This is a genomic window from Pseudomonas sp. G7(2022), from assembly GCF_052660475.1.
The window spans coordinates 5,636,756-5,656,729 of sequence record NZ_CP109659.1 but is presented as its reverse complement, the minus strand read 5'-3'; the positions used below and the strand labels follow the sequence as shown (position 1 = coordinate 5,656,729).

General features: G+C 54.8%; 13 protein-coding genes, 4 tRNA genes and 2 rRNA genes. All 19 read left to right on the top strand.

Annotated elements, in window-relative coordinates; all coding sequences use genetic code 11:
- Window positions 1–160: 160 nt before the first annotated feature.
- The 19 genes from NE357_RS25975 to rpsL all read left to right on the top strand — a co-directional run bounded on the left by NE357_RS25975 (window position 161) and on the right by rpsL (window position 19,926).
- Window positions 161–3,051: ribosomal RNA gene (locus NE357_RS25975) — 23S ribosomal RNA — on the top strand.
- A gap of 165 nt (window positions 3,052–3,216) precedes the next feature.
- Window positions 3,217–3,332, top strand: a 5S ribosomal RNA gene (gene rrf, locus NE357_RS25970).
- 131 nt (window positions 3,333–3,463) lie between these two features.
- On the top strand, window positions 3,464–4,417 hold the full coding sequence (gene birA / locus NE357_RS25965; RefSeq protein ID WP_169432139.1) for a bifunctional biotin--[acetyl-CoA-carboxylase] ligase/biotin operon repressor BirA: 954 nt from the start codon (window positions 3,464–3,466) through the stop codon (window positions 4,415–4,417).
- Window positions 4,407–5,156 carry a pantothenate kinase gene (locus tag NE357_RS25960; protein ID WP_169432138.1) on the top strand — a complete coding sequence of 250 codons (750 nt, stop codon included), beginning with the start codon at window positions 4,407–4,409 and terminating at the stop codon, window positions 5,154–5,156. Before birA ends, NE357_RS25960 begins: the two co-directional genes overlap by 11 nt.
- Window positions 5,157–5,163: 7 nt before the next feature.
- The gene (locus NE357_RS25955) at window positions 5,164–5,601 is read left to right on the top strand and encodes a hypothetical protein (RefSeq protein WP_169432137.1); all 438 of its coding nucleotides are present in this window, start codon (window positions 5,164–5,166) and stop codon (window positions 5,599–5,601) included.
- 142 nt (window positions 5,602–5,743) lie between these two features.
- A tRNA-Tyr gene (locus NE357_RS25950) sits at window positions 5,744–5,828 on the top strand.
- A gap of 25 nt (window positions 5,829–5,853) precedes the next feature.
- Window positions 5,854–5,927: transfer RNA gene (locus NE357_RS25945), tRNA-Gly, on the top strand.
- A gap of 26 nt (window positions 5,928–5,953) precedes the next feature.
- Window positions 5,954–6,029 (top strand) — tRNA-Thr (locus tag NE357_RS25940).
- An 84-nt stretch (window positions 6,030–6,113) separates the two neighbouring features.
- Entirely contained in the window at window positions 6,114–7,307 is a 1,194-nt protein-coding gene (gene tuf / locus NE357_RS25935) for an elongation factor Tu (RefSeq protein ID WP_010220303.1), read from the top strand.
- Window positions 7,308–7,360: 53 nt separating this feature from the next.
- Window positions 7,361–7,436 (top strand) — tRNA-Trp (locus tag NE357_RS25930).
- Window positions 7,437–7,481: 45 nt separating this feature from the next.
- Window positions 7,482–7,850, top strand: a complete 369-nt coding sequence (gene secE, locus NE357_RS25925) for a preprotein translocase subunit SecE (protein WP_007916493.1) — start codon at window positions 7,482–7,484, stop codon at window positions 7,848–7,850.
- A 9-nt stretch (window positions 7,851–7,859) separates the two neighbouring features.
- On the top strand, window positions 7,860–8,393 hold the full coding sequence (gene nusG / locus NE357_RS25920; RefSeq protein ID WP_007957598.1) for a transcription termination/antitermination protein NusG: 534 nt from the start codon (window positions 7,860–7,862) through the stop codon (window positions 8,391–8,393).
- A 117-nt stretch (window positions 8,394–8,510) separates the two neighbouring features.
- Window positions 8,511–8,942 (top strand): 50S ribosomal protein L11, encoded by a 432-nt coding sequence (gene rplK, locus NE357_RS25915; RefSeq protein WP_003228756.1) that lies wholly within the window; start codon window positions 8,511–8,513, stop codon window positions 8,940–8,942.
- Window positions 8,942–9,637 (top strand): 50S ribosomal protein L1, encoded by a 696-nt coding sequence (gene rplA / locus NE357_RS25910; RefSeq protein ID WP_011336175.1) that lies wholly within the window; start codon window positions 8,942–8,944, stop codon window positions 9,635–9,637. Before rplK ends, rplA begins: the two co-directional genes overlap by 1 nt.
- A 198-nt stretch (window positions 9,638–9,835) precedes the next feature.
- Window positions 9,836–10,336 carry a 50S ribosomal protein L10 gene (gene rplJ, locus NE357_RS25905; protein WP_169432136.1) on the top strand — a complete coding sequence of 167 codons (501 nt, stop codon included), beginning with the start codon at window positions 9,836–9,838 and terminating at the stop codon, window positions 10,334–10,336.
- A gap of 79 nt (window positions 10,337–10,415) precedes the next feature.
- Window positions 10,416–10,781, top strand: a complete 366-nt coding sequence (gene rplL, locus NE357_RS25900) for a 50S ribosomal protein L7/L12 (protein WP_007957596.1) — start codon at window positions 10,416–10,418, stop codon at window positions 10,779–10,781.
- A gap of 221 nt (window positions 10,782–11,002) precedes the next feature.
- The gene (rpoB, locus tag NE357_RS25895) at window positions 11,003–15,076 is read left to right on the top strand and encodes a DNA-directed RNA polymerase subunit beta (protein WP_169432135.1); all 4,074 of its coding nucleotides are present in this window, start codon (window positions 11,003–11,005) and stop codon (window positions 15,074–15,076) included.
- Between the two features lie 63 nt (window positions 15,077–15,139).
- On the top strand, window positions 15,140–19,339 hold the full coding sequence (gene rpoC / locus NE357_RS25890) for a DNA-directed RNA polymerase subunit beta' (RefSeq protein WP_169432134.1): 4,200 nt from the start codon (window positions 15,140–15,142) through the stop codon (window positions 19,337–19,339).
- A gap of 215 nt (window positions 19,340–19,554) precedes the next feature.
- Window positions 19,555–19,926, top strand: coding sequence for a 30S ribosomal protein S12 (gene rpsL / locus NE357_RS25885; protein ID WP_003186084.1), 372 nt, complete (start codon window positions 19,555–19,557; stop codon window positions 19,924–19,926).
- Window positions 19,927–19,974 lie beyond the last annotated feature (48 nt).

Sequence of the window (19,974 nt, the reverse complement as noted above, 5' to 3'; positions counted from 1 at the left end):
TCTTTAAAAATTTGGGTATGTGATAGAAAGATAGACTGAACGTTACTTTCACTGGTAACGGATCAGGCTAAGGTAAAATTTGTGAGTTCTCTTAATTGAGAAATTCGAATTTTCGGCGAATGTCGTCTTCACAGTATAACCAGATTGCTTGGGGTTATATGGTCAAGTGAAGAAGCGCATACGGTGGATGCCTTGGCAGTCAGAGGCGATGAAAGACGTGGTAGCCTGCGAAAAGCTTCGGGGAGTCGGCAAACAGACTTTGATCCGGAGATGTCTGAATGGGGGAACCCAGCCATCACAAGATGGTTATCTTGTACTGAATACATAGGTGCAAGAGGCGAACCAGGGGAACTGAAACATCTAAGTACCCTGAGGAAAAGAAATCAACCGAGATTCCCTTAGTAGTGGCGAGCGAACGGGGACTAGCCCTTAAGTGGCTTTGAGATTAGCGGAACGCTCTGGAAAGTGCGGCCATAGTGGGTGATAGCCCTGTACGCGAAAATCTCTTGGTCATGAAATCGAGTAGGACGGAGCACGAGAAACTTTGTCTGAATATGGGGGGACCATCCTCCAAGGCTAAATACTACTGACTGACCGATAGTGAACTAGTACCGTGAGGGAAAGGCGAAAAGAACCCCGGAGAGGGGAGTGAAATAGATCCTGAAACCGTATGCGTACAAGCAGTGGGAGCAGACTTTGTTCTGTGACTGCGTACCTTTTGTATAATGGGTCAGCGACTTATTTTCAGTGGCGAGCTTAACCGAATAGGGGAGGCGTAGCGAAAGCGAGTCTTAATAGGGCGTCTAGTCGCTGGGAATAGACCCGAAACCGGGCGATCTATCCATGGGCAGGTTGAAGGTTAGGTAACACTGACTGGAGGACCGAACCGACTACCGTTGAAAAGTTAGCGGATGACCTGTGGATCGGAGTGAAAGGCTAATCAAGCTCGGAGATAGCTGGTTCTCCTCGAAAGCTATTTAGGTAGCGCCTCATGTATCACTGTAGGGGGTAGAGCACTGTTTCGGCTAGGGGGTCATCCCGACTTACCAAACCGATGCAAACTCCGAATACCTACAAGTGCCGAGCATGGGAGACACACGGCGGGTGCTAACGTCCGTCGTGAAAAGGGAAACAACCCAGACCGTCAGCTAAGGTCCCAAAGTTATGGTTAAGTGGGAAACGATGTGGGAAGGCTTAGACAGCTAGGAGGTTGGCTTAGAAGCAGCCACCCTTTAAAGAAAGCGTAATAGCTCACTAGTCGAGTCGGCCTGCGCGGAAGATGTAACGGGGCTCAAACCATACACCGAAGCTACGGGTATCACGTAAGTGATGCGGTAGAGGAGCGTTCTGTAAGCCTGTGAAGGTGAGTTGAGAAGCTTGCTGGAGGTATCAGAAGTGCGAATGCTGACATGAGTAACGACAATGGGTGTGAAAAACACCCACGCCGAAAGACCAAGGTTTCCTGCGCAACGTTAATCGACGCAGGGTTAGTCGGTCCCTAAGGCGAGGCTGAAAAGCGTAGTCGATGGAAAACAGGTTAATATTCCTGTACTTCTGGTTATTGCGATGGAGGGACGGAGAAGGCTAGGCCAGCTTGGCGTTGGTTGTCCAAGTTTAAGGTGGTAGGCTGAGATCTTAGGTAAATCCGGGATCTTAAGGCCGAGAGCTGATGACGAGTGTTCTTTTAGAACACGAAGTGGTTGATGCCATGCTTCCAAGAAAAGCTTCTAAGCTTCAGATAACCAGGAACCGTACCCCAAACCGACACAGGTGGTTGGGTAGAGAATACCAAGGCGCTTGAGAGAACTCGGGTGAAGGAACTAGGCAAAATGGCACCGTAACTTCGGGAGAAGGTGCGCCGGTGAGGGTGAAGGACTTGCTCCGTAAGCTCATGCCGGTCGAAGATACCAGGCCGCTGCGACTGTTTATTAAAACACAGCACTCTGCAAACACGAAAGTGGACGTATAGGGTGTGACGCCTGCCCGGTGCCGGAAGGTTAATTGATGGGGTTAGCTAACGCGAAGCTCTTGATCGAAGCCCCGGTAAACGGCGGCCGTAACTATAACGGTCCTAAGGTAGCGAAATTCCTTGTCGGGTAAGTTCCGACCTGCACGAATGGCGTAACGATGGCGGCGCTGTCTCCACCCGAGACTCAGTGAAATTGAAATCGCTGTGAAGATGCAGTGTATCCGCGGCTAGACGGAAAGACCCCGTGAACCTTTACTATAGCTTTGCACTGGACTTTGAATTTGCTTGTGTAGGATAGGTGGGAGGCTTTGAAGCGTGGACGCCAGTTCGCGTGGAGCCATCCTTGAAATACCACCCTGGCAACTTTGAGGTTCTAACTCAGGTCCGTTATCCGGATCGAGGACAGTGTATGGTGGGTAGTTTGACTGGGGCGGTCTCCTCCTAAAGAGTAACGGAGGAGTACGAAGGTGCGCTCAGACCGGTCGGAAATCGGTCGTAGAGTATAAAGGCAAAAGCGCGCTTGACTGCGAGACAGACACGTCGAGCAGGTACGAAAGTAGGTCTTAGTGATCCGGTGGTTCTGTATGGAAGGGCCATCGCTCAACGGATAAAAGGTACTCCGGGGATAACAGGCTGATACCGCCCAAGAGTTCATATCGACGGCGGTGTTTGGCACCTCGATGTCGGCTCATCACATCCTGGGGCTGAAGCCGGTCCCAAGGGTATGGCTGTTCGCCATTTAAAGTGGTACGCGAGCTGGGTTTAGAACGTCGTGAGACAGTTCGGTCCCTATCTGCCGTGGACGTTTGAGATTTGAGAGGGGCTGCTCCTAGTACGAGAGGACCGGAGTGGACGAACCTCTGGTGTTCCGGTTGTCACGCCAGTGGCATTGCCGGGTAGCTATGTTCGGAAAAGATAACCGCTGAAAGCATCTAAGCGGGAAACTTGCCTCAAGATGAGATCTCACTGGAACCTTGAGTTCCCTGAAGGGCCGTCGAAGACTACGACGTTGATAGGTTGGGTGTGTAAGCGCTGTGAGGCGTTGAGCTAACCAATACTAATTGCCCGTGAGGCTTGACCATATAACACCCAAGCAATTTGCGTCGGCTCTCTAAACCAGAGCAACCAGATTGCGGTGTGTGAAGACGAAACGAACCGAAAGTTCGACGATCACAAAGCACCGAAAACTATCCCATACCCAATTTGCTGAAGCGAGGCCGTCCGGTCACGAGTCAGTACCCGAATTTCTTGACGACCATAGAGCGTTGGAACCACCTGATCCCATCCCGAACTCAGAAGTGAAACGATGCATCGCCGATGGTAGTGTGGGGTTTCCCCATGTGAGAGTAGGTCATCGTCAAGATTAAATTCCGAAACCCCAATTGCGAAAGCAGTTGGGGTTTTGTTTTGCCCGCAAAAAAACGGCCGTTTGATTTCTATGCAACGGCTCGGTGCATGGCTATTATTCGGGCCTCATTGTGAGGCGAGACCTGCATGTTGACGTTGTTGAACCTTCTGAAGGATGGTCGATTCCATTCTGGTCAGGCTCTGGGAGTTGCCCTGGGTATTAGTCGAAGTGCAGTCTGGAAGCAGCTACAGCACTTGGAGGCCGAGCTCGGATTGACCATACATAAAGTTCGAGGTCGGGGTTACCAATTGGCTGCGCCTCTCACCTTGCTTGATTTGCACAGAATTGAGGCGAATCTTGCCGGCTGGCCTATCAGCCTCTTTGACTCAATCGACTCTACTAACGCCGAATCATTACGCGCGGTCGATCGTGGCCAAGTGGCGCCTTTTCTAGTTTTAGCTGAGCGACAGATTGCCGGGCGTGGGCGCAGGGGGCGAAAGTGGGTCAGCCCATTTGCCGAAAACCTTTATTACAGTCTCGTATTGCGCATTGATGGCGGAATGCGTCAGCTCGAGGGCTTGAGCCTGGTCGTGGGGCTCGCTGTCATGCAAACCCTGCGCTCGGTTGGGGTCTCTGGTGCCGGGTTGAAATGGCCTAATGACGTTCTCGTCGGTCGAAAAAAGATCGCCGGGATTCTGCTCGAGCTCGTAGGGGATCCGGCAGATGTGTGTCACGTGGTACTGGGGGTTGGTATCAACGTGAATATGCAGGCCACTGATGAGGTCGATCAGCAGTGGACTTCGGTTCGCTTGGAATCGGGTCGAAATTGCGATCGTAATAATCTGGTGGTGGAGTTGAGCAAGCAGTTGCAGCTCTATTTGCAGCGCCATCAGTCAGATGGTTTTACTTCGCTTCAGGCAGAGTGGGAAGCGAATCATCTCTGGCAAGCACAGCCAGTTTCGCTAACGGCGGGTGTCACTCAGGTGGATGGTGTGGTCCTGGGTATCGATAATCAGGGTGCGTTGCGGCTGAAGGTTGATGGAGTGGAAAAAGTCTTTAGTGGCGGAGAGCTCAGCTTGAGGTTGCGTGATGATTCTTGAGCTCGATTGCGGTAACAGCTTTATCAAATGGCGGGTGTTGCACGCTGAAGTCGGTGCTTTGATCGCTGAGGGTGTGGTTGACACTGATAAGGCGTTGGTCGACGCGCTTCGCTCGCCAGTGAAGCTCTCGTTGAGTAAGTGCCGCCTTGTCAGCGTAAGAACGGACGAGGAGACCAGTGATCTTATTGCGCTACTCAAGCGGGAGTTCGGTATTTCCGTTGTTTGTGCGGCGCCCGCCCGTGAGATGTCTGGTGTCAAGAATGGTTATGAAGACTACGAGCGTCTTGGACTCGATCGCTGGCTGGCTATGCTGGGTGGTTTTCATTTGGCCAATGGCGCTTGTGTGGTCTTGGATTTCGGAACTGCAGTGACGGCAGATTTCATTTCGCCGGATGGTGAGCATCTGGGGGGCTTCATTTGTCCCGGCATGCCGCTGATGCGAAACCAGTTACGTACGCATACGCGCAAGATTCGCTATGGGGATCAAGCTGCGGAGCAGGCATTGGCCAGTCAGGCTCCAGGGCGAAACACGGTTGAAGCAGTGGAGCGCGGTTGTTTGCTGATGTTGAGAGGGTTCGTTTTGACTCAACTGGAAATGGCGCGGTCCTATTGGGGGGACTCCTTCACTGTTTTCATCACTGGTGGGGACGCAGAGCTGGTTTCTGATGTTGCGCCAGGGGCTCGGGTCGTCTCCGATCTGGTGTTCGTGGGTTTGGCTATGGCGTGTCCTTTATCCTGAGGTTTGTATGCGTTGGTTGTTCCTCCTGCTTCTGGTACTCAATATTTTTTATTACGTCTGGCATCAGCAAGAAGCACCTCTGCGCGCAAAGGATGTGACACCTCTCAGTCTCTATCGGGGTTCGCAGCAGGATATTCGTTTGTTGAGTGAGACAAGCGATGCTTCGCGTGAAAGACGATCTGGCGGGAAGGTCGACGGGCAGTGTCTATATATAGGTGGTTTGGCGCGCCCTGACTCCGCTCAGGCGTTGGAGCAGCGTTTGACAGAACTTGGGGCGAAGGCGTTGCCGGTATCCAGAGAGCTTTCCGGGGGGCTGTACTGGTTCCGAGTTTCGTCCGAAACCCAGCGTTTGTTGGGGGATGTCCAATTGCAAAACCTTTCCAAGGAATTCAATGAGTTAAAACACAAAATAATGCTGTGCGAGGGGGTTGCACCTGCGGAATAGTTTGCATAGAATGGCGCCCGCTCCACAGCGAAGACCAAATAGGTTAACGCGGTAGAGTGGTGTCAATGCAGCTAACCTCAGGTTTTTAAATGAGAAAATGCTTGACAGGGGTTTGGCATAGTATAGAATGCCGGCCTGATTAGGAGGGGTTCCCGAGCGGCCAAAGGGATCAGACTGTAAATCTGACGTCTACGACTTCGAAGGTTCGAATCCTTCTCCCTCCACCAGATTTTAGCGTGAGCTGCAGGCTCCGCGGGTATAGTTTAGTGGTAGAACCTCAGCCTTCCAAGCTGATGATGCGGGTTCGATTCCCGCTACCCGCTCCAAGTTTGCAGGTTGTGCAAGGCGTTACGCTCTTGTAGCTCAGTTGGTAGAGCACACCCTTGGTAAGGGTGAGGTCAGCGGTTCAAATCCGCTCAAGAGCTCCATATAACAAGGCAGATATGAAAATATCTGCCTTTGTTTTAATGGCTAGGGTTGTTTGCTTATTTCTTCTGTTAGGGGTGATATCGATGGCTAAGGAAAAATTTGATCGTTCCCTACCGCACGTCAACGTCGGAACTATCGGTCACGTTGACCACGGTAAAACCACTCTGACCGCTGCTCTGACTCGCGTCTGCTCCGAAGTTTTCGGTTCGGCCGTAGTTGAATTCGACAAGATCGACAGCGCTCCAGAAGAAAAAGCTCGCGGTATCACCATCAACACCGCGCACGTTGAGTACAACTCGAACATTCGTCACTACGCTCACGTTGACTGCCCAGGTCACGCTGACTACGTGAAGAACATGATCACTGGTGCTGCCCAGATGGACGGCGCGATCCTGGTTTGCTCGGCCGCTGATGGTCCGATGCCACAAACCCGTGAGCACATCCTGCTGTCCCGTCAGGTAGGCGTTCCGTACATCGTGGTTTTCCTGAACAAGGCAGACCTGGTAGACGACGCTGAGCTGCTGGAACTGGTTGAGATGGAAGTTCGCGACCTGCTGTCCACCTACGACTTCCCAGGCGACGACACTCCGATCATCATCGGTTCTGCTCGTATGGCGCTGGAAGGCAAAGACGACAACGAAATGGGCACCACTGCTGTTAAGAAGCTGGTGGAAACTCTGGACAGCTACATCCCAGAGCCAGAGCGTGCTATCGACAAGCCTTTCCTGATGCCAATCGAAGACGTGTTCTCGATCTCGGGTCGCGGTACTGTTGTTACCGGTCGTATCGAGCGCGGTATCGTTCGCGTTCAAGATGCCCTGGAAATCGTTGGTCTGCGTGACACCACCACCACCACCTGCACCGGTGTTGAGATGTTCCGCAAGCTGCTGGACGAAGGTCGTGCTGGCGAGAACTGCGGCGTTCTGCTGCGTGGTACCAAGCGTGACGACGTTGAGCGTGGTCAGGTTCTGGTTAAGCCGGGTTCGGTTAAGCCGCACACCAAGTTCACCGCAGAAGTTTACGTTCTGAGCAAGGAAGAAGGCGGTCGTCACACTCCGTTCTTCAAAGGCTACCGTCCACAGTTCTACTTCCGCACTACTGACGTGACCGGTAACTGCGAGCTGCCAGAAGGCGTTGAAATGGTAATGCCAGGTGACAACATTCAGATGACTGTTACCCTGATCAAAACCATCGCAATGGAAGACGGTCTGCGTTTCGCTATCCGTGAAGGCGGTCGTACCGTCGGCGCTGGCGTCGTAGCCAAAATCATCGAGTAAGTAGTTGTAATGTATTTTTCGGGCCGGCATAATGGTCGGCCTGATTTTGTTTTAGGTCAGTAGCTCAATTGGCAGAGCGACGGTCTCCAAAACCGTAGGTTGGGGGTTCGATTCCCTCCTGACCTGCCAGATTCACTCGGTGTGTCTGGCTTTCTTTTCACAGGATCTTCATAGATGACTCCTAAGGCTGAAGCTCAAGGCTCTCGCTTCGATCTGCTCAAGTGGCTTGTAGTGGTCGCTTTGGTGGTGGTTGGCGTTGTAGGCAATCAGTATTACTCTGCTTCGCCGATCCTGTACCGTGTACTCGCATTGCTTGTCATTGCTGCTGTAGCTGCCTTTGTAGGCCTGCAGACTGCCAAGGGCAAGTCTTTCTTTGTGCTGGTTAAGGAAGCTCGTACCGAGATTCGTAAAGTCGTATGGCCAACTCGCCAAGAAACCACGCAGACCACGCTTATTGTTGTGGCTGTTGTTCTGGTTATGGCGTTGCTGTTGTGGGGGCTCGATTCCCTGCTCGGCTGGCTTGTTTCCTTGATTGTCGGCTAAGGGTGTCCCGTGGCTAAGCGTTGGTACGTTGTGCATGCTTACTCGGGTTACGAGAAGCATGTCATGCGTTCGTTGATCGAGCGCGTAAAGCTGGCTGGCATGGAAGATGGCTTCGGCGAAATTCTGGTTCCCACTGAAGAAGTGGTTGAGATGCGTAATGGCCAGAAGCGCAAAAGCGAACGCAAGTTCTTCCCTGGTTATGTGCTGGTACAGATGGATATGAACGAGGGTACTTGGCACTTGGTCAAGGATACTCCTCGGGTGATGGGTTTTATCGGCGGTACTGCTGACAAGCCTGCGCCAATCACTGATAAAGAAGCAGAGGCGATCCTGCGTCGCGTTGCTGACGGTAGCGACAAGCCGAAGCCGAAGACGTTGTTCGAGCCAGGCGAAACCGTTCGAGTCAATGACGGCCCGTTCGCTGACTTTAACGGTGTTGTTGAAGAAGTTAACTACGAAAAGAGCCGGATCCAAGTGGCGGTGCTCATTTTCGGACGCTCTACTCCGGTAGAGTTGGAGTTCAGTCAGGTCGAAAAGGTCTAGCTGAACAAGCATCCCAACCCCGCAGCCCTAGGCTGTGGGGTTTTGTCGTCACTGGGATAAACGCGCAAGTAACCGGGGAGCCTTTCGGGGCGTTCGAACCCGTAATTGGAGTGCCTCATGGCCAAGAAGATTACCGCTTACATCAAGCTGCAAGTGAAGGCCGCTCAGGCTAACCCAAGCCCACCTGTTGGTCCTGCTTTGGGTCAGCACGGCGTGAACATCATGGAATTCTGCAAAGCTTTCAACGCCCGTACCCAGGGTCTGGAAGCTGGTCTGCCGACTCCAGTGATCATCACTGTCTACAGCGACCGTAGCTTCACTTTCGAAACCAAATCCACCCCTGCTTCGGTTCTGCTGAAGAAAGCGGCCGGTCTGACCAGCGGTTCCGCTCGTCCGAACACCGTTAAGGTTGGCACTGTTACCCGTGCTCAGCTGGAAGAAATCGCGAAAACCAAAAACGCGGATCTGACTGCAGCTGATATGGATGCAGCCGTGCGCACTATCGCCGGTTCTGCTCGTAGCATGGGCCTTAACGTGGAGGGTGTGTAATGGCTAAGCTGACCAAGCGCCAAAAGGCTATCGCTGAAAAAATCGAAGCGGGCAAGTCCTACAACTTCGAAGAGGCCGCAACTCTGCTGGCTTCGCTGCCAGCTGCCAAATTCGTCGAGTCGTTCGACGTAGCTGTAAACCTGGGCGTAGACCCGCGTAAATCCGACCAGGTCGTTCGTAGCGCTACTGTGCTGCCACACGGTACTGGCAAGACTGTTCGCGTTGCTGTGTTCACCCAGGGTCCAGCTGCTGAGGCCGCTCTGGCTGCCGGCGCTGACCGTGTAGGTATGGACGAACTGGCCGCCGAAATGAAAGGTGGCGACCTGAACTATGACGTAGTGATCGCATCCCCGGATGCCATGCGCGTTGTAGGTCAGCTGGGTCAGATCCTCGGTCCACGTGGTCTGATGCCTAACCCGAAAGTCGGCACTGTTACCCCAGACGTCGCTACCGCGGTTAAAAATGCCAAGGCTGGTCAGGTTCGTTATCGCACCGACAAAAACGGCATCATCCACACTTCCGTTGGCAAGATCGGCTTCGATGCCGTCAAGCTGAAGGAAAACGTTGAAGCCCTGATCGCTGATCTGAAGCGTATCAAGCCAGCTTCCTCGAAAGGTATCTACGTCAAGCGCGTTACCCTGAGCACCACTATGGGCCCAGGTCTGGTCATCGACCAGAGCTCGCTGGACGCGTAAGACAAGAATTGGCGCAGTTGACTGCGTCAATTGAAAGATTGGGGTCCCTGCCTGGCGGGGGCTATCCAAGACCGTAGGCGACGCAAGTCTTAAACCTCAAGCCTACGCAGATGGTGCTCCCGGTTCCTTACCGAATCAGACACCAAAACGACATTCGGTTTCGATCGAATGAAACGGTAACAAGCAGGAGTTAAACCCGTGGCAATTAATCTCGAAGACAAGAAGGCCATCGTCGCTGAAGTCAACGAGGCTGCCAAAGTCGCTCTGTCCGCTGTCGTGGTTGATGCCCGTGGCGTAACAGTAGGCGCAATGACCGGACTCCGTAAAGAGGCTCGTGAAGCTGGCGTTTACGTACGTGTTGTACGTAACACCCTGCTCAAGCGCGCTGTTGCTGACACTCAATACAGTGTCCTCAATGACGTGTTCACCGGCCCGACCCTGATTGCATTCTCCAACGAACACCCGGGCGCTGCTGCTCGTCTGTTCAAGGAATTTGCCAAGGGTCAGGACAAGTTCGAGATCAAGGCAGCTTCGTTCGAGGGCAAGTTCCTCGCAGCGAATGAGATCGACGTGCTGGCAAGCCTGCCAACTCGCGACGAAGCTATTGCGAAACTGATGAGCGTGATTCAAGGCGCTACCAGCAAGCTGGCTCGTACTCTGGCGGCAATTCGCGATCAGAAAGAAGCAGCTGCAGCCTGAGGCTGAGCGTTTCCACTCTCGCGTATTTTTGTTTATTTCGACGGCCGTACAGGCTGTCCACCAAATCAGGAATTGAGTCATGTCTCTGACTAACGAACAAATCATCGAAGCAATCGGCCAGAAAACCGTTCTGGAAGTTGTTGAGCTGATCAAAGCAATGGAAGAAACCTTCGGCGTGACCGCTGCTGTTGCTGCTGCTGGTCCAGCTGCTGCTGCCGCTGTTGTTGAAGAGCAAACCGAGTTCAACGTTGTTCTGGTTGAAGCCGGCGAGAAGAAAGTAAACGTGATCAAGGCAGTTCGTGAGCTGACCGGTCTGGGCCTGAAAGAAGCCAAAGAGAAAGTCGACGGCGCTCCTCAGGTTGTAGCTGAAGGCGTTTCGAAAGAAGCTGCTGAAGACGCCAAGAAGAAGCTGGAAGAAGCAGGCGCTAAAGTCGAGCTGAAGTAAGCATCGACTTTGCTCCTCCAGCCCGAGCGTCAAGCGACAGGCTGATGGCTGGTGGCTCTTGCCACCGGCCTTTTTCCGTTATTGGCAGCCGACTGGGTCGGTGCTGATAAAGGCGCTGTAACCACCCGATGCGGTGGCGCAAACCATGGGGTTTGCACGATTTTCTGGCTGCTCCCGTCGGGAGGGGCCAAACAAGCAGGTGACCAAGCTGGGGAACGCTGATGGCTTACTCATATACTGAGAAAAAACGTATCCGCAAGGACTTTAGCAAGTTGCCGGACGTCATGGATGTGCCTTACCTCCTGGCCATCCAGCTGGATTCGTATCGTGAATTCTTGCAAGCGGGAGCGACTAAAGATCAGTTCCGCGACGTGGGCCTGCATGCGGCCTTCAAATCCGTTTTCCCGATCATCAGCTACTCCGGCAATGCTGCGCTGGAGTACGTCGGTTATCGCCTGGGCGAACCGGCATTTGATGTCAAAGAATGCGTATTGCGCGGTGTAACTTTCGCCGTACCTTTGCGGGTAAAAGTGCGCCTGATCATTTTCGACAAAGAATCGTCGAACAAAGCGATCAAGGACATCAAAGAGCAAGAAGTCTACATGGGTGAAATCCCATTGATGACTGAGAACGGTACCTTCGTAATCAACGGTACCGAGCGTGTGATCGTTTCCCAGTTGCACCGCTCCCCGGGCGTGTTCTTCGACCACGACCGTGGCAAGACGCACAGCTCCGGCAAACTGCTGTACTCCGCGCGCATCATTCCTTACCGCGGTTCGTGGCTGGACTTCGAATTCGACCCGAAAGACTGCGTATTCGTGCGTATCGACCGTCGTCGCAAGCTGCCGGCCTCGGTACTGCTGCGCGCGCTCGGTTATACCACCGAGGAAGTGCTGGACGCGTTCTACACCACCAACGTATTCCACGTGAAAGGCGAAGGCCTGAGCCTGGAGCTGGTGCCTCAGCGCCTGCGTGGTGAAGTTGCTGTTCTCGACATCCAGGACGACAAAGGCAAGGTGATTGTCGAGCAGGGTCGTCGTATTACTGCCCGCCACATCAACCAGCTGGAAAAAGCCGGGATCAAAGAGCTGGACGTGCCTCTGGATTACGTTCTGGGTCGTACCACCGCCAAGGCCATCGTGCACCCGGCTACCGGTGAGATCCTGGCAGAGTGCAACACCGAACTGAGCACTGAAGTTCTGGCGAAGGTCGCCAAGGCCGGTGTCGTTCGTATTGAAACTCTGTACACCAACGATATCGACTGCGGTCCGTTCATCTCCGACACACTGAAGATCGACTCCACCAGCAACCAATTGGAAGCGCTGGTCGAAATCTATCGCATGATGCGTCCGGGCGAGCCGCCAACCAAGGATGCTGCCGAGACCCTGTTCAACAACCTGTTCTTCAGCCCTGAGCGCTATGACCTGTCTGCGGTCGGTCGGATGAAGTTCAACCGTCGTATCGGTCGTACCGAGATCGAAGGTTCGGGCGTGCTGTGCAAGGAAGACATCGTCGCGGTACTGAAGACTCTGGTCGACATCCGTAACGGTAAAGGCATCGTCGATGACATCGACCACCTGGGTAACCGTCGTGTTCGCTGCGTAGGCGAAATGGCCGAGAACCAGTTCCGCGTTGGCCTGGTACGTGTTGAGCGTGCGGTCAAAGAGCGTCTGTCGATGGCAGAAAGCGAAGGTCTGATGCCGCAAGACCTGATCAACGCCAAGCCAGTGGCTGCGGCGGTGAAAGAGTTCTTCGGTTCCAGCCAGCTGTCGCAGTTCATGGACCAGAACAACCCGCTGTCCGAGATCACCCACAAGCGTCGTGTCTCCGCACTCGGCCCTGGCGGTCTGACTCGTGAGCGCGCAGGCTTCGAAGTCCGTGACGTACACCCGACTCACTACGGTCGTGTCTGCCCGATTGAAACGCCGGAAGGTCCGAACATCGGTCTGATCAACTCCCTCGCCGCTTATGCGCGTACCAACCAGTACGGCTTCCTTGAGAGCCCGTACCGTGTGGTGAAAGAGGGTGTGGTCACCGACGATATCGTGTTCCTGTCCGCTATCGAAGAAGCCGATCACGTGATCGCGCAGGCTTCGGCGACCATGAACGAGCAGAAAGTCCTGGTCGACGAACTGGTAGCCGTACGTCACCTGAACGAATTCACCGTCAAGGCGCCTGAAGAAGTCACCTTGATGGACGTTTCGCCGAAGCAGGTAGTTTCGGTTGCAGCGTCGTTGATTCCGTTCCTCGAGCACGACGACGCCAACCGTGCGTTGATGGGTTCGAACATGCAGCGTCAGGCTGTACCAACCCTGCGTGCCGACAAGCCGCTGGTAGGTACCGGCATGGAGCGTAACGTGGCTCGCGACTCCGGCGTTTGCGTCGTGGCTCGTCGTGGCGGCGTGATCGACTCCGTTGATGCCAGCCGTATCGTGGTTCGTGTTGCCGATGACGAAGTTGAAACCGGTGAAGCTGGTGTCGACATCTACAACCTGACCAAGTACACCCGCTCGAACCAGAACACCTGCATCAACCAGCGTCCGCTGGTGAGCAAAGGTGATCGCGTTCAGCGTAGTGACATCATGGCTGACGGCCCGTCCACCGACATGGGTGAGCTGGCTCTGGGTCAGAACATGCGCATCGCGTTCATGGCGTGGAACGGCTTCAACTTCGAAGACTCCATCTGCCTGTCCGAGCGTGTGGTTCAGGAAGACCGCTTTACCACGATCCACATCCAGGAACTGACCTGTGTGGCTCGTGACACCAAGCTTGGCCCAGAGGAAATCACTGCGGACATCCCGAACGTGGGTGAAGCTGCACTGAACAAGCTGGACGAAGCCGGTATCGTTTATGTAGGTGCCGAAGTTGGCGCAGGCGACATCCTGGTAGGCAAGGTCACTCCGAAAGGCGAGACCCAACTGACCCCGGAAGAAAAACTGCTGCGTGCGATCTTCGGTGAAAAAGCCAGCGACGTTAAAGACACTTCCCTGCGCGTACCTACCGGTACCAAAGGTACGGTCATCGACGTGCAGGTCTTCACTCGCGACGGCGTTGAGCGTGATGCTCGTGCACTGTCGATCGAGAAGTCCCAGCTGGACGAGATCCGCAAGGATCTGAACGAAGAGTTCCGCATCGTTGAAGGCGCGACCTTCGAACGTCTGCGTTCCGCTCTGGTAGGCCACAAGGCTGAAGGCGGCGCAGGTCTGAAGAAAGGTCAGGACATCACCGACGAAGTACTCGACGGTCTTGAGCATGGTCAGTGGTTCAAACTGCGCATGGCTGAAGATGCTCTGAACGAGCAGCTCGAGAAGGCTCAGGCCTACATCGTTGATCGTCGCCGTCTGCTGGACGACAAGTTCGAAGACAAGAAGCGCAAACTGCAGCAGGGCGATGACCTGGCTCCAGGCGTGCTGAAGATCGTCAAGGTTTACCTGGCAATCCGTCGTCGCATCCAGCCGGGCGACAAGATGGCCGGTCGTCACGGTAACAAGGGTGTGGTCTCTGTGATCATGCCGGTTGAAGACATGCCGCACGATGCCAATGGCACCCCGGTCGACGTGGTCCTCAACCCGCTGGGCGTACCTTCGCGTATGAACGTTGGTCAGATCCTTGAAACCCACCTGGGTCTCGCGGCCAAAGGTCTGGGCGAGAAGATCAACCGGATGGTCGAAGAGCAGCGCAAGGTCGCTGAACTGCGCACCTTCCTGGACGAGATCTACAACCAGATCGGCGGTCGTAACGAAGATCTGGACAGCTTCTCCGATCAGGAAATCCTCGATCTGGCGAAGAACCTGCGTGGCGGCGTTCCAATGGCCACTCCAGTGTTCGACGGTGCCAAGGAAAGCGAAATCAAGGCCATGCTGAAACTGGCGGACCTGCCAGAAAGCGGCCAGATGCAGCTGACCGACGGTCGTACCGGCAACAAGTTCGAGCGTCCAGTTACCGTTGGCTACATGTACATGCTGAAGCTGAACCACTTGGTAGACGACAAGATGCACGCGCGTTCTACCGGTTCGTACAGCCTGGTTACCCAGCAGCCGCTGGGTGGTAAGGCGCAGTTCGGTGGTCAGCGTTTCGGGGAGATGGAGGTCTGGGCACTGGAAGCATACGGTGCTGCTTACACTCTGCAAGAAATGCTCACAGTGAAGTCGGACGATGTGAACGGCCGGACCAAGATGTACAAAAACATCGTGGACGGCGATCACCGTATGGAGCCGGGCATGCCCGAGTCCTTCAACGTGTTGATCAAGGAAATTCGTTCCCTCGGCATCGATATCGATCTGGAAACCGAATAACACGTGACGCGATCGAGAGCGGGGCAGGATTGCCCGCTCTCTGCTCCGCCAGGAGGAAAGGCCTTGAAAGACCTACTGAATTTGCTGAAAAACCAGGGTCAAGTCGAAGAGTTCGACGCCATCCGTATCGGATTGGCCTCGCCTGAGATGATCCGCTCGTGGTCGTTCGGTGAAGTTAAAAAGCCGGAAACCATCAACTATCGTACGTTCAAGCCTGAGCGTGACGGTCTGTTCTGCGCCAAGATCTTTGGCCCGGTAAAGGATTACGAGTGCCTGTGCGGTAAGTACAAGCGCTTGAAGCACCGTGGTGTGATCTGCGAGAAGTGCGGCGTTGAAGTTGCACTCGCCAAGGTTCGTCGTGAGCGCATGGCGCACATCGAACTGGCTTCGCCGGTTGCCCACATCTGGTTCCTGAAATCGCTGCCGTCCCGTATCGGCCTGCTGATGGACATGACCCTGCGTGATATCGAACGCGTTCTCTACTTCGAGAGCTATGTCGTTATCGATCCGGGCATGACCACTCTTGAAAAAGGTCAGCTGCTGAACGACGAGCAGTACTTCGAAGCGCTGGAAGAGTTCGGTGACGATTTCGACGCCCGCATGGGTGCCGAAGCTGTCCGCGAACTGCTGCACGCTATCGACCTGGAACACGAGATTGGCCGTCTGCGTGAAGAAATTCCGCAAACCAACTCCGAAACCAAGATCAAGAAGCTGTCCAAGCGTCTGAAGTTGATGGAAGCCTTCCAGGGTTCCGGCAACCTGCCAGAGTGGATGGTACTGACCGTTCTGCCGGTTCTGCCGCCGGATCTGCGTCCACTGGTTCCGCTGGATGGCGGTCGTTTCGCGACTTCCGACCTCAACGATCTGTATCGTCGAGTGATCAACCGTAACAACCGTTTGAAGCGCCTGCTGGATCTGTCCGCTCCGGACATCATCGTGCGCAACGAAAAGCGTATGTTGCAGGAAGCTGTCGACGCACTGCTCGACAACGGTCGTCGTGGCCGCGCTATCACCGGTTCCAACAAGCGTCCTCTGAAATCCCTGGCTGACATGATCAAGGGTAAGCAAGGTCGTTTCCGTCAGAACCTGCTCGGTAAGCGTGTTGACTACTCCGGTCGTTCGGTAATTACCGTAGGTCCGACCCTGCGTCTGCATCAGTGCGGTCTGCCGAAGAAGATGGCTCTCGAGCTGTTCAAACCGTTCATTTTCGGCAAGCTGGAAATGCGTGGTCTGGCGACCACCATCAAAGCGGCCAAGAAAATGGTCGAGCGTGAGCTGCCGGAAGTTTGGGACGTTCTCGCTGAAGTGATTCGCGAACACCCGGTTCTTCTCAACCGTGCACCAACCCTTCACCGTCTGGGTATCCAGGCGTTTGAGCCGGTACTGATCGAAGGCAAGGCTATCCAGCTGCACCCTCTGGTCTGCGCCGCGTACAACGCCGACTTCGACGGCGACCAAATGGCCGTGCACGTACCGCTGACGCTGGAAGCCCAGCTCGAAGCGCGTGCGTTGATGATGTCGACCAACAACATTCTGTCGCCAGCCAACGGTGAGCCAATCATCGTTCCGTCGCAGGACGTTGTATTGGGTCTGTACTACATGACTCGCGAAGCGATCAACGCCAAGGGCGAAGGTCGTGTGTTCGCGGATCTGCAGGAAGTTGACCGTGTGTTCCGTGCCGGCGAAGCCGCACTGCACGCCAAGGTCAAGGTTCGTATCAACGAAACCGTGAACGATCGTGACGGCAACAGCGTGAACAACACTCGTATCGTCGACACTACTGTCGGCCGTGCGCTGCTGTTCCAGGTTGTGCCAAAAGGTCTGTCGTTCGACGTCGTCAACCTGCCGATGAAGAAGAAGGCGATCTCCAAGCTGATCAACCAGTGCTACCGCGTGGTTGGTCTGAAAGAGACCGTGATCTTTGCCGACCAGTTGATGTACACCGGTTTTGCCTACTCGACCATTTCCGGCGTTTCCATCGGTGTTAACGACTTCGTTATCCCGGATGAAAAAGCCCGCATCATCGGTGCAGCCACCGACGAAGTGAAAGAGATCGAGAGCCAGTACGCCTCCGGCCTGGTTACCCAGGGCGAGAAGTACAACAAAGTGATCGACCTTTGGTCGAAAGCGAACGACGAAGTCTCCAAGGCGATGATGGCCAACCTCTCGAAAGAGAAAGTCATCGACCGTCACGGCGTCGAAGTCGATCAAGAATCGTTCAACTCGATGTACATGATGGCCGACTCGGGTGCGCGGGGTTCCGCAGCACAGATTCGTCAGCTGGCCGGTATGCGTGGTCTGATGGCCAAGCCGGACGGTTCCATCATTGAAACGCCGATTACTGCGAACTTCCGTGAAGGTCTGAGCGTACTCCAGTACTTCATCTCGACTCACGGTGCTCGTAAAGGTCTGGCGGATACCGCGTTGAAAACCGCGAACTCCGGTTACCTGACTCGTCGTCTGGTAGACGTGGCGCAGGATCTGGTCGTGACCGAGATCGATTGCGGCACCGAACACGGCCTGCTGATGACTCCGCACATTGAAGGCGGTGACGTTGTAGAGCCGTTGGGTGAGCGCGTATTGGGTCGTGTCATTGCCCGTGACGTATTCAAGCCGGGTACCGAGGACGTCATCGTTCCTGCAGGCACTCTGGTAGACGAGAAGTGGGTCGAGTTCATCGAGCTGAACAGCATCGACGAAGTGATCGTGCGTTCGCCGATCAGCTGTGAAACCCGCTACGGCATCTGCGCCAAGTGCTACGGCCGTGACCTGGCTCGTGGTCACCAGGTGAACATCGGTGAGTCGGTCGGCGTAATCGCTGCCCAGTCCATCGGTGAGCCGGGTACTCAGCTGACGATGCGTACGTTCCACATCGGTGGTGCGGCAAGCCGTACTTCCGCAGCCGACAGCGTTCAGGTGAAGAATGGCGGTACCGTCCGTTTGCACAACCTGAAGCACGTTGAGCGTGTGGATGGCAACCTGGTTGCCGTGTCCCGTTCCGGTGAGCTGGCGATTGCTGACGACTTCGGTCGTGAGCGCGAGCGTTACAAGCTGCCGTACGGTGCTGTGATTTCGGTTAAAGAAGGTGACAAGGTCGACGCTGGCGCCATCGTGGCCAAGTGGGATCCGCACACTCACCCGATCGTTACCGAAATGAAAGGTACCGTGACCTACGTGGGCATGGAAGAAGGCATCACGATCAAGCGTCAGACTGACGAATTGACCGGTATGACCAACATTGAAGTACTTGATCCGAAAGATCGTCCGGCTGCCGGCAAAGACATTCGTCCTGCTGTGAAGATGGTCGATGACAACGGCAAGGATCTGTTGCTGCCAGGCACTGACGTTATTGCTCAGTACTTCCTGCCAGCCAACGCCCTGGTCGGCGTTGCGGACGGTGCGAAGATTGCGATCGGTGATGTTATCGCTCGTATCCCGCAGGAAACTTCGAAGACTCGTGACATCACCGGTGGTCTGCCGCGTGTTGCCGACCTGTTCGAAGCCCGTCGTCCGAAAGAGGCGTCGATTCTGGCTGAAGTCAGCGGCACCATCGCGTTCGGTAAAGAGACCAAGGGCAAGCGCCGTCTGGTCATCACCCCGAACGACGGTAGCGATCCGTACGAAGAGCTGATTCCGAAGTGGCGTCACCTGAACGTGTTCGAAGGCGAACAGGTAAACCGCGGCGAAGTTATCTCCGACGGTCCGAGCGATCCGCACGACATCCTGCGTTTGTTGGGTGTTAGCGCGCTGGCCAAGTACATCGTGAACGAGATCCAGGACGTTTACCGTCTGCAAGGCGTGAAGATCAACGACAAGCACATCGAGACCATTCTGCGTCAGATGCTGCGTAAGGTTGAGATCTCCGAATCCGGCGATTCCAGCTTCATCAAGGGCGACCAGATGGAACTGACTCACGTGCTGGTAGAGAACGAGCGTCTGAACGCGGAAGACAAGTTTGTCGCCAAGTTCACCCGCGTTCTGCTGGGTATCACCAAGGCGTCGTTGTCGACCGAATCGTTCATCTCGGCGGCTTCCTTCCAGGAAACCACCCGTGTACTGACCGAAGCGGCCGTAACCGGCAAGCGCGATTACCTGCGCGGCCTGAAGGAAAACGTGGTCGTGGGTCGTCTGATCCCGGCCGGTACCGGTCTGGCTTATCACAGCGAGCGCAAGCGTCGTCGTGATGCAGACAAACCGTTGCGCGTAAGCGCCAGTGAAGTGGAAGCTGCACTGACCGAAGCGCTGAACTCGAGCGGTAACTGAGTTCTGCGATAAATGAGCTGAGGCCCTGATCGCGCCGTTCATCGAATCGAGACAATTTGTCGAGGTTCGACGAGCGGGGAGGTCGGGGCCTTGCCTTGACTGGGGGCAAGATCCTCTTTAGACTCTTGATCCCCTAAATTTGGCGGGAATCCGTTCCTGCCATTTTGCTTTTCTTGCAAGACAATAGCGTCGCAAGACAACAGTGGAGCTAGTAGATGGCAACTATCAACCAGCTGGTACGTCAGCCGCGTAAGCGTATCGTCGAGAAATCCGACGTACCTGCGCTGCAGAACTGCCCGCAACGTCGTGGCGTGTGCACCCGTGTGTACACCACTACGCCGAAAAAACCTAACTCGGCACTGCGTAAAGTATGCCGTGTGCGTCTGACCAACGGTTTCGAGGTTTCCTCGTACATCGGTGGTGAAGGCCACAACCTGCAAGAGCACAGCGTGGTACTGATCCGCGGCGGTCGTGTAAAAGACTTGCCAGGTGTTCGTTACCACACCGTTCGCGGCTCCTTGGATACTTCCGGCGTTAAAGGCCGTAACCAGGGTCGTTCGAAGTACGGTACCAAGCGTCCGAAGTAATCGGCCGTTTTGCAGATTTTCATTTTATTGAGTCGATAAGAGTAAGGT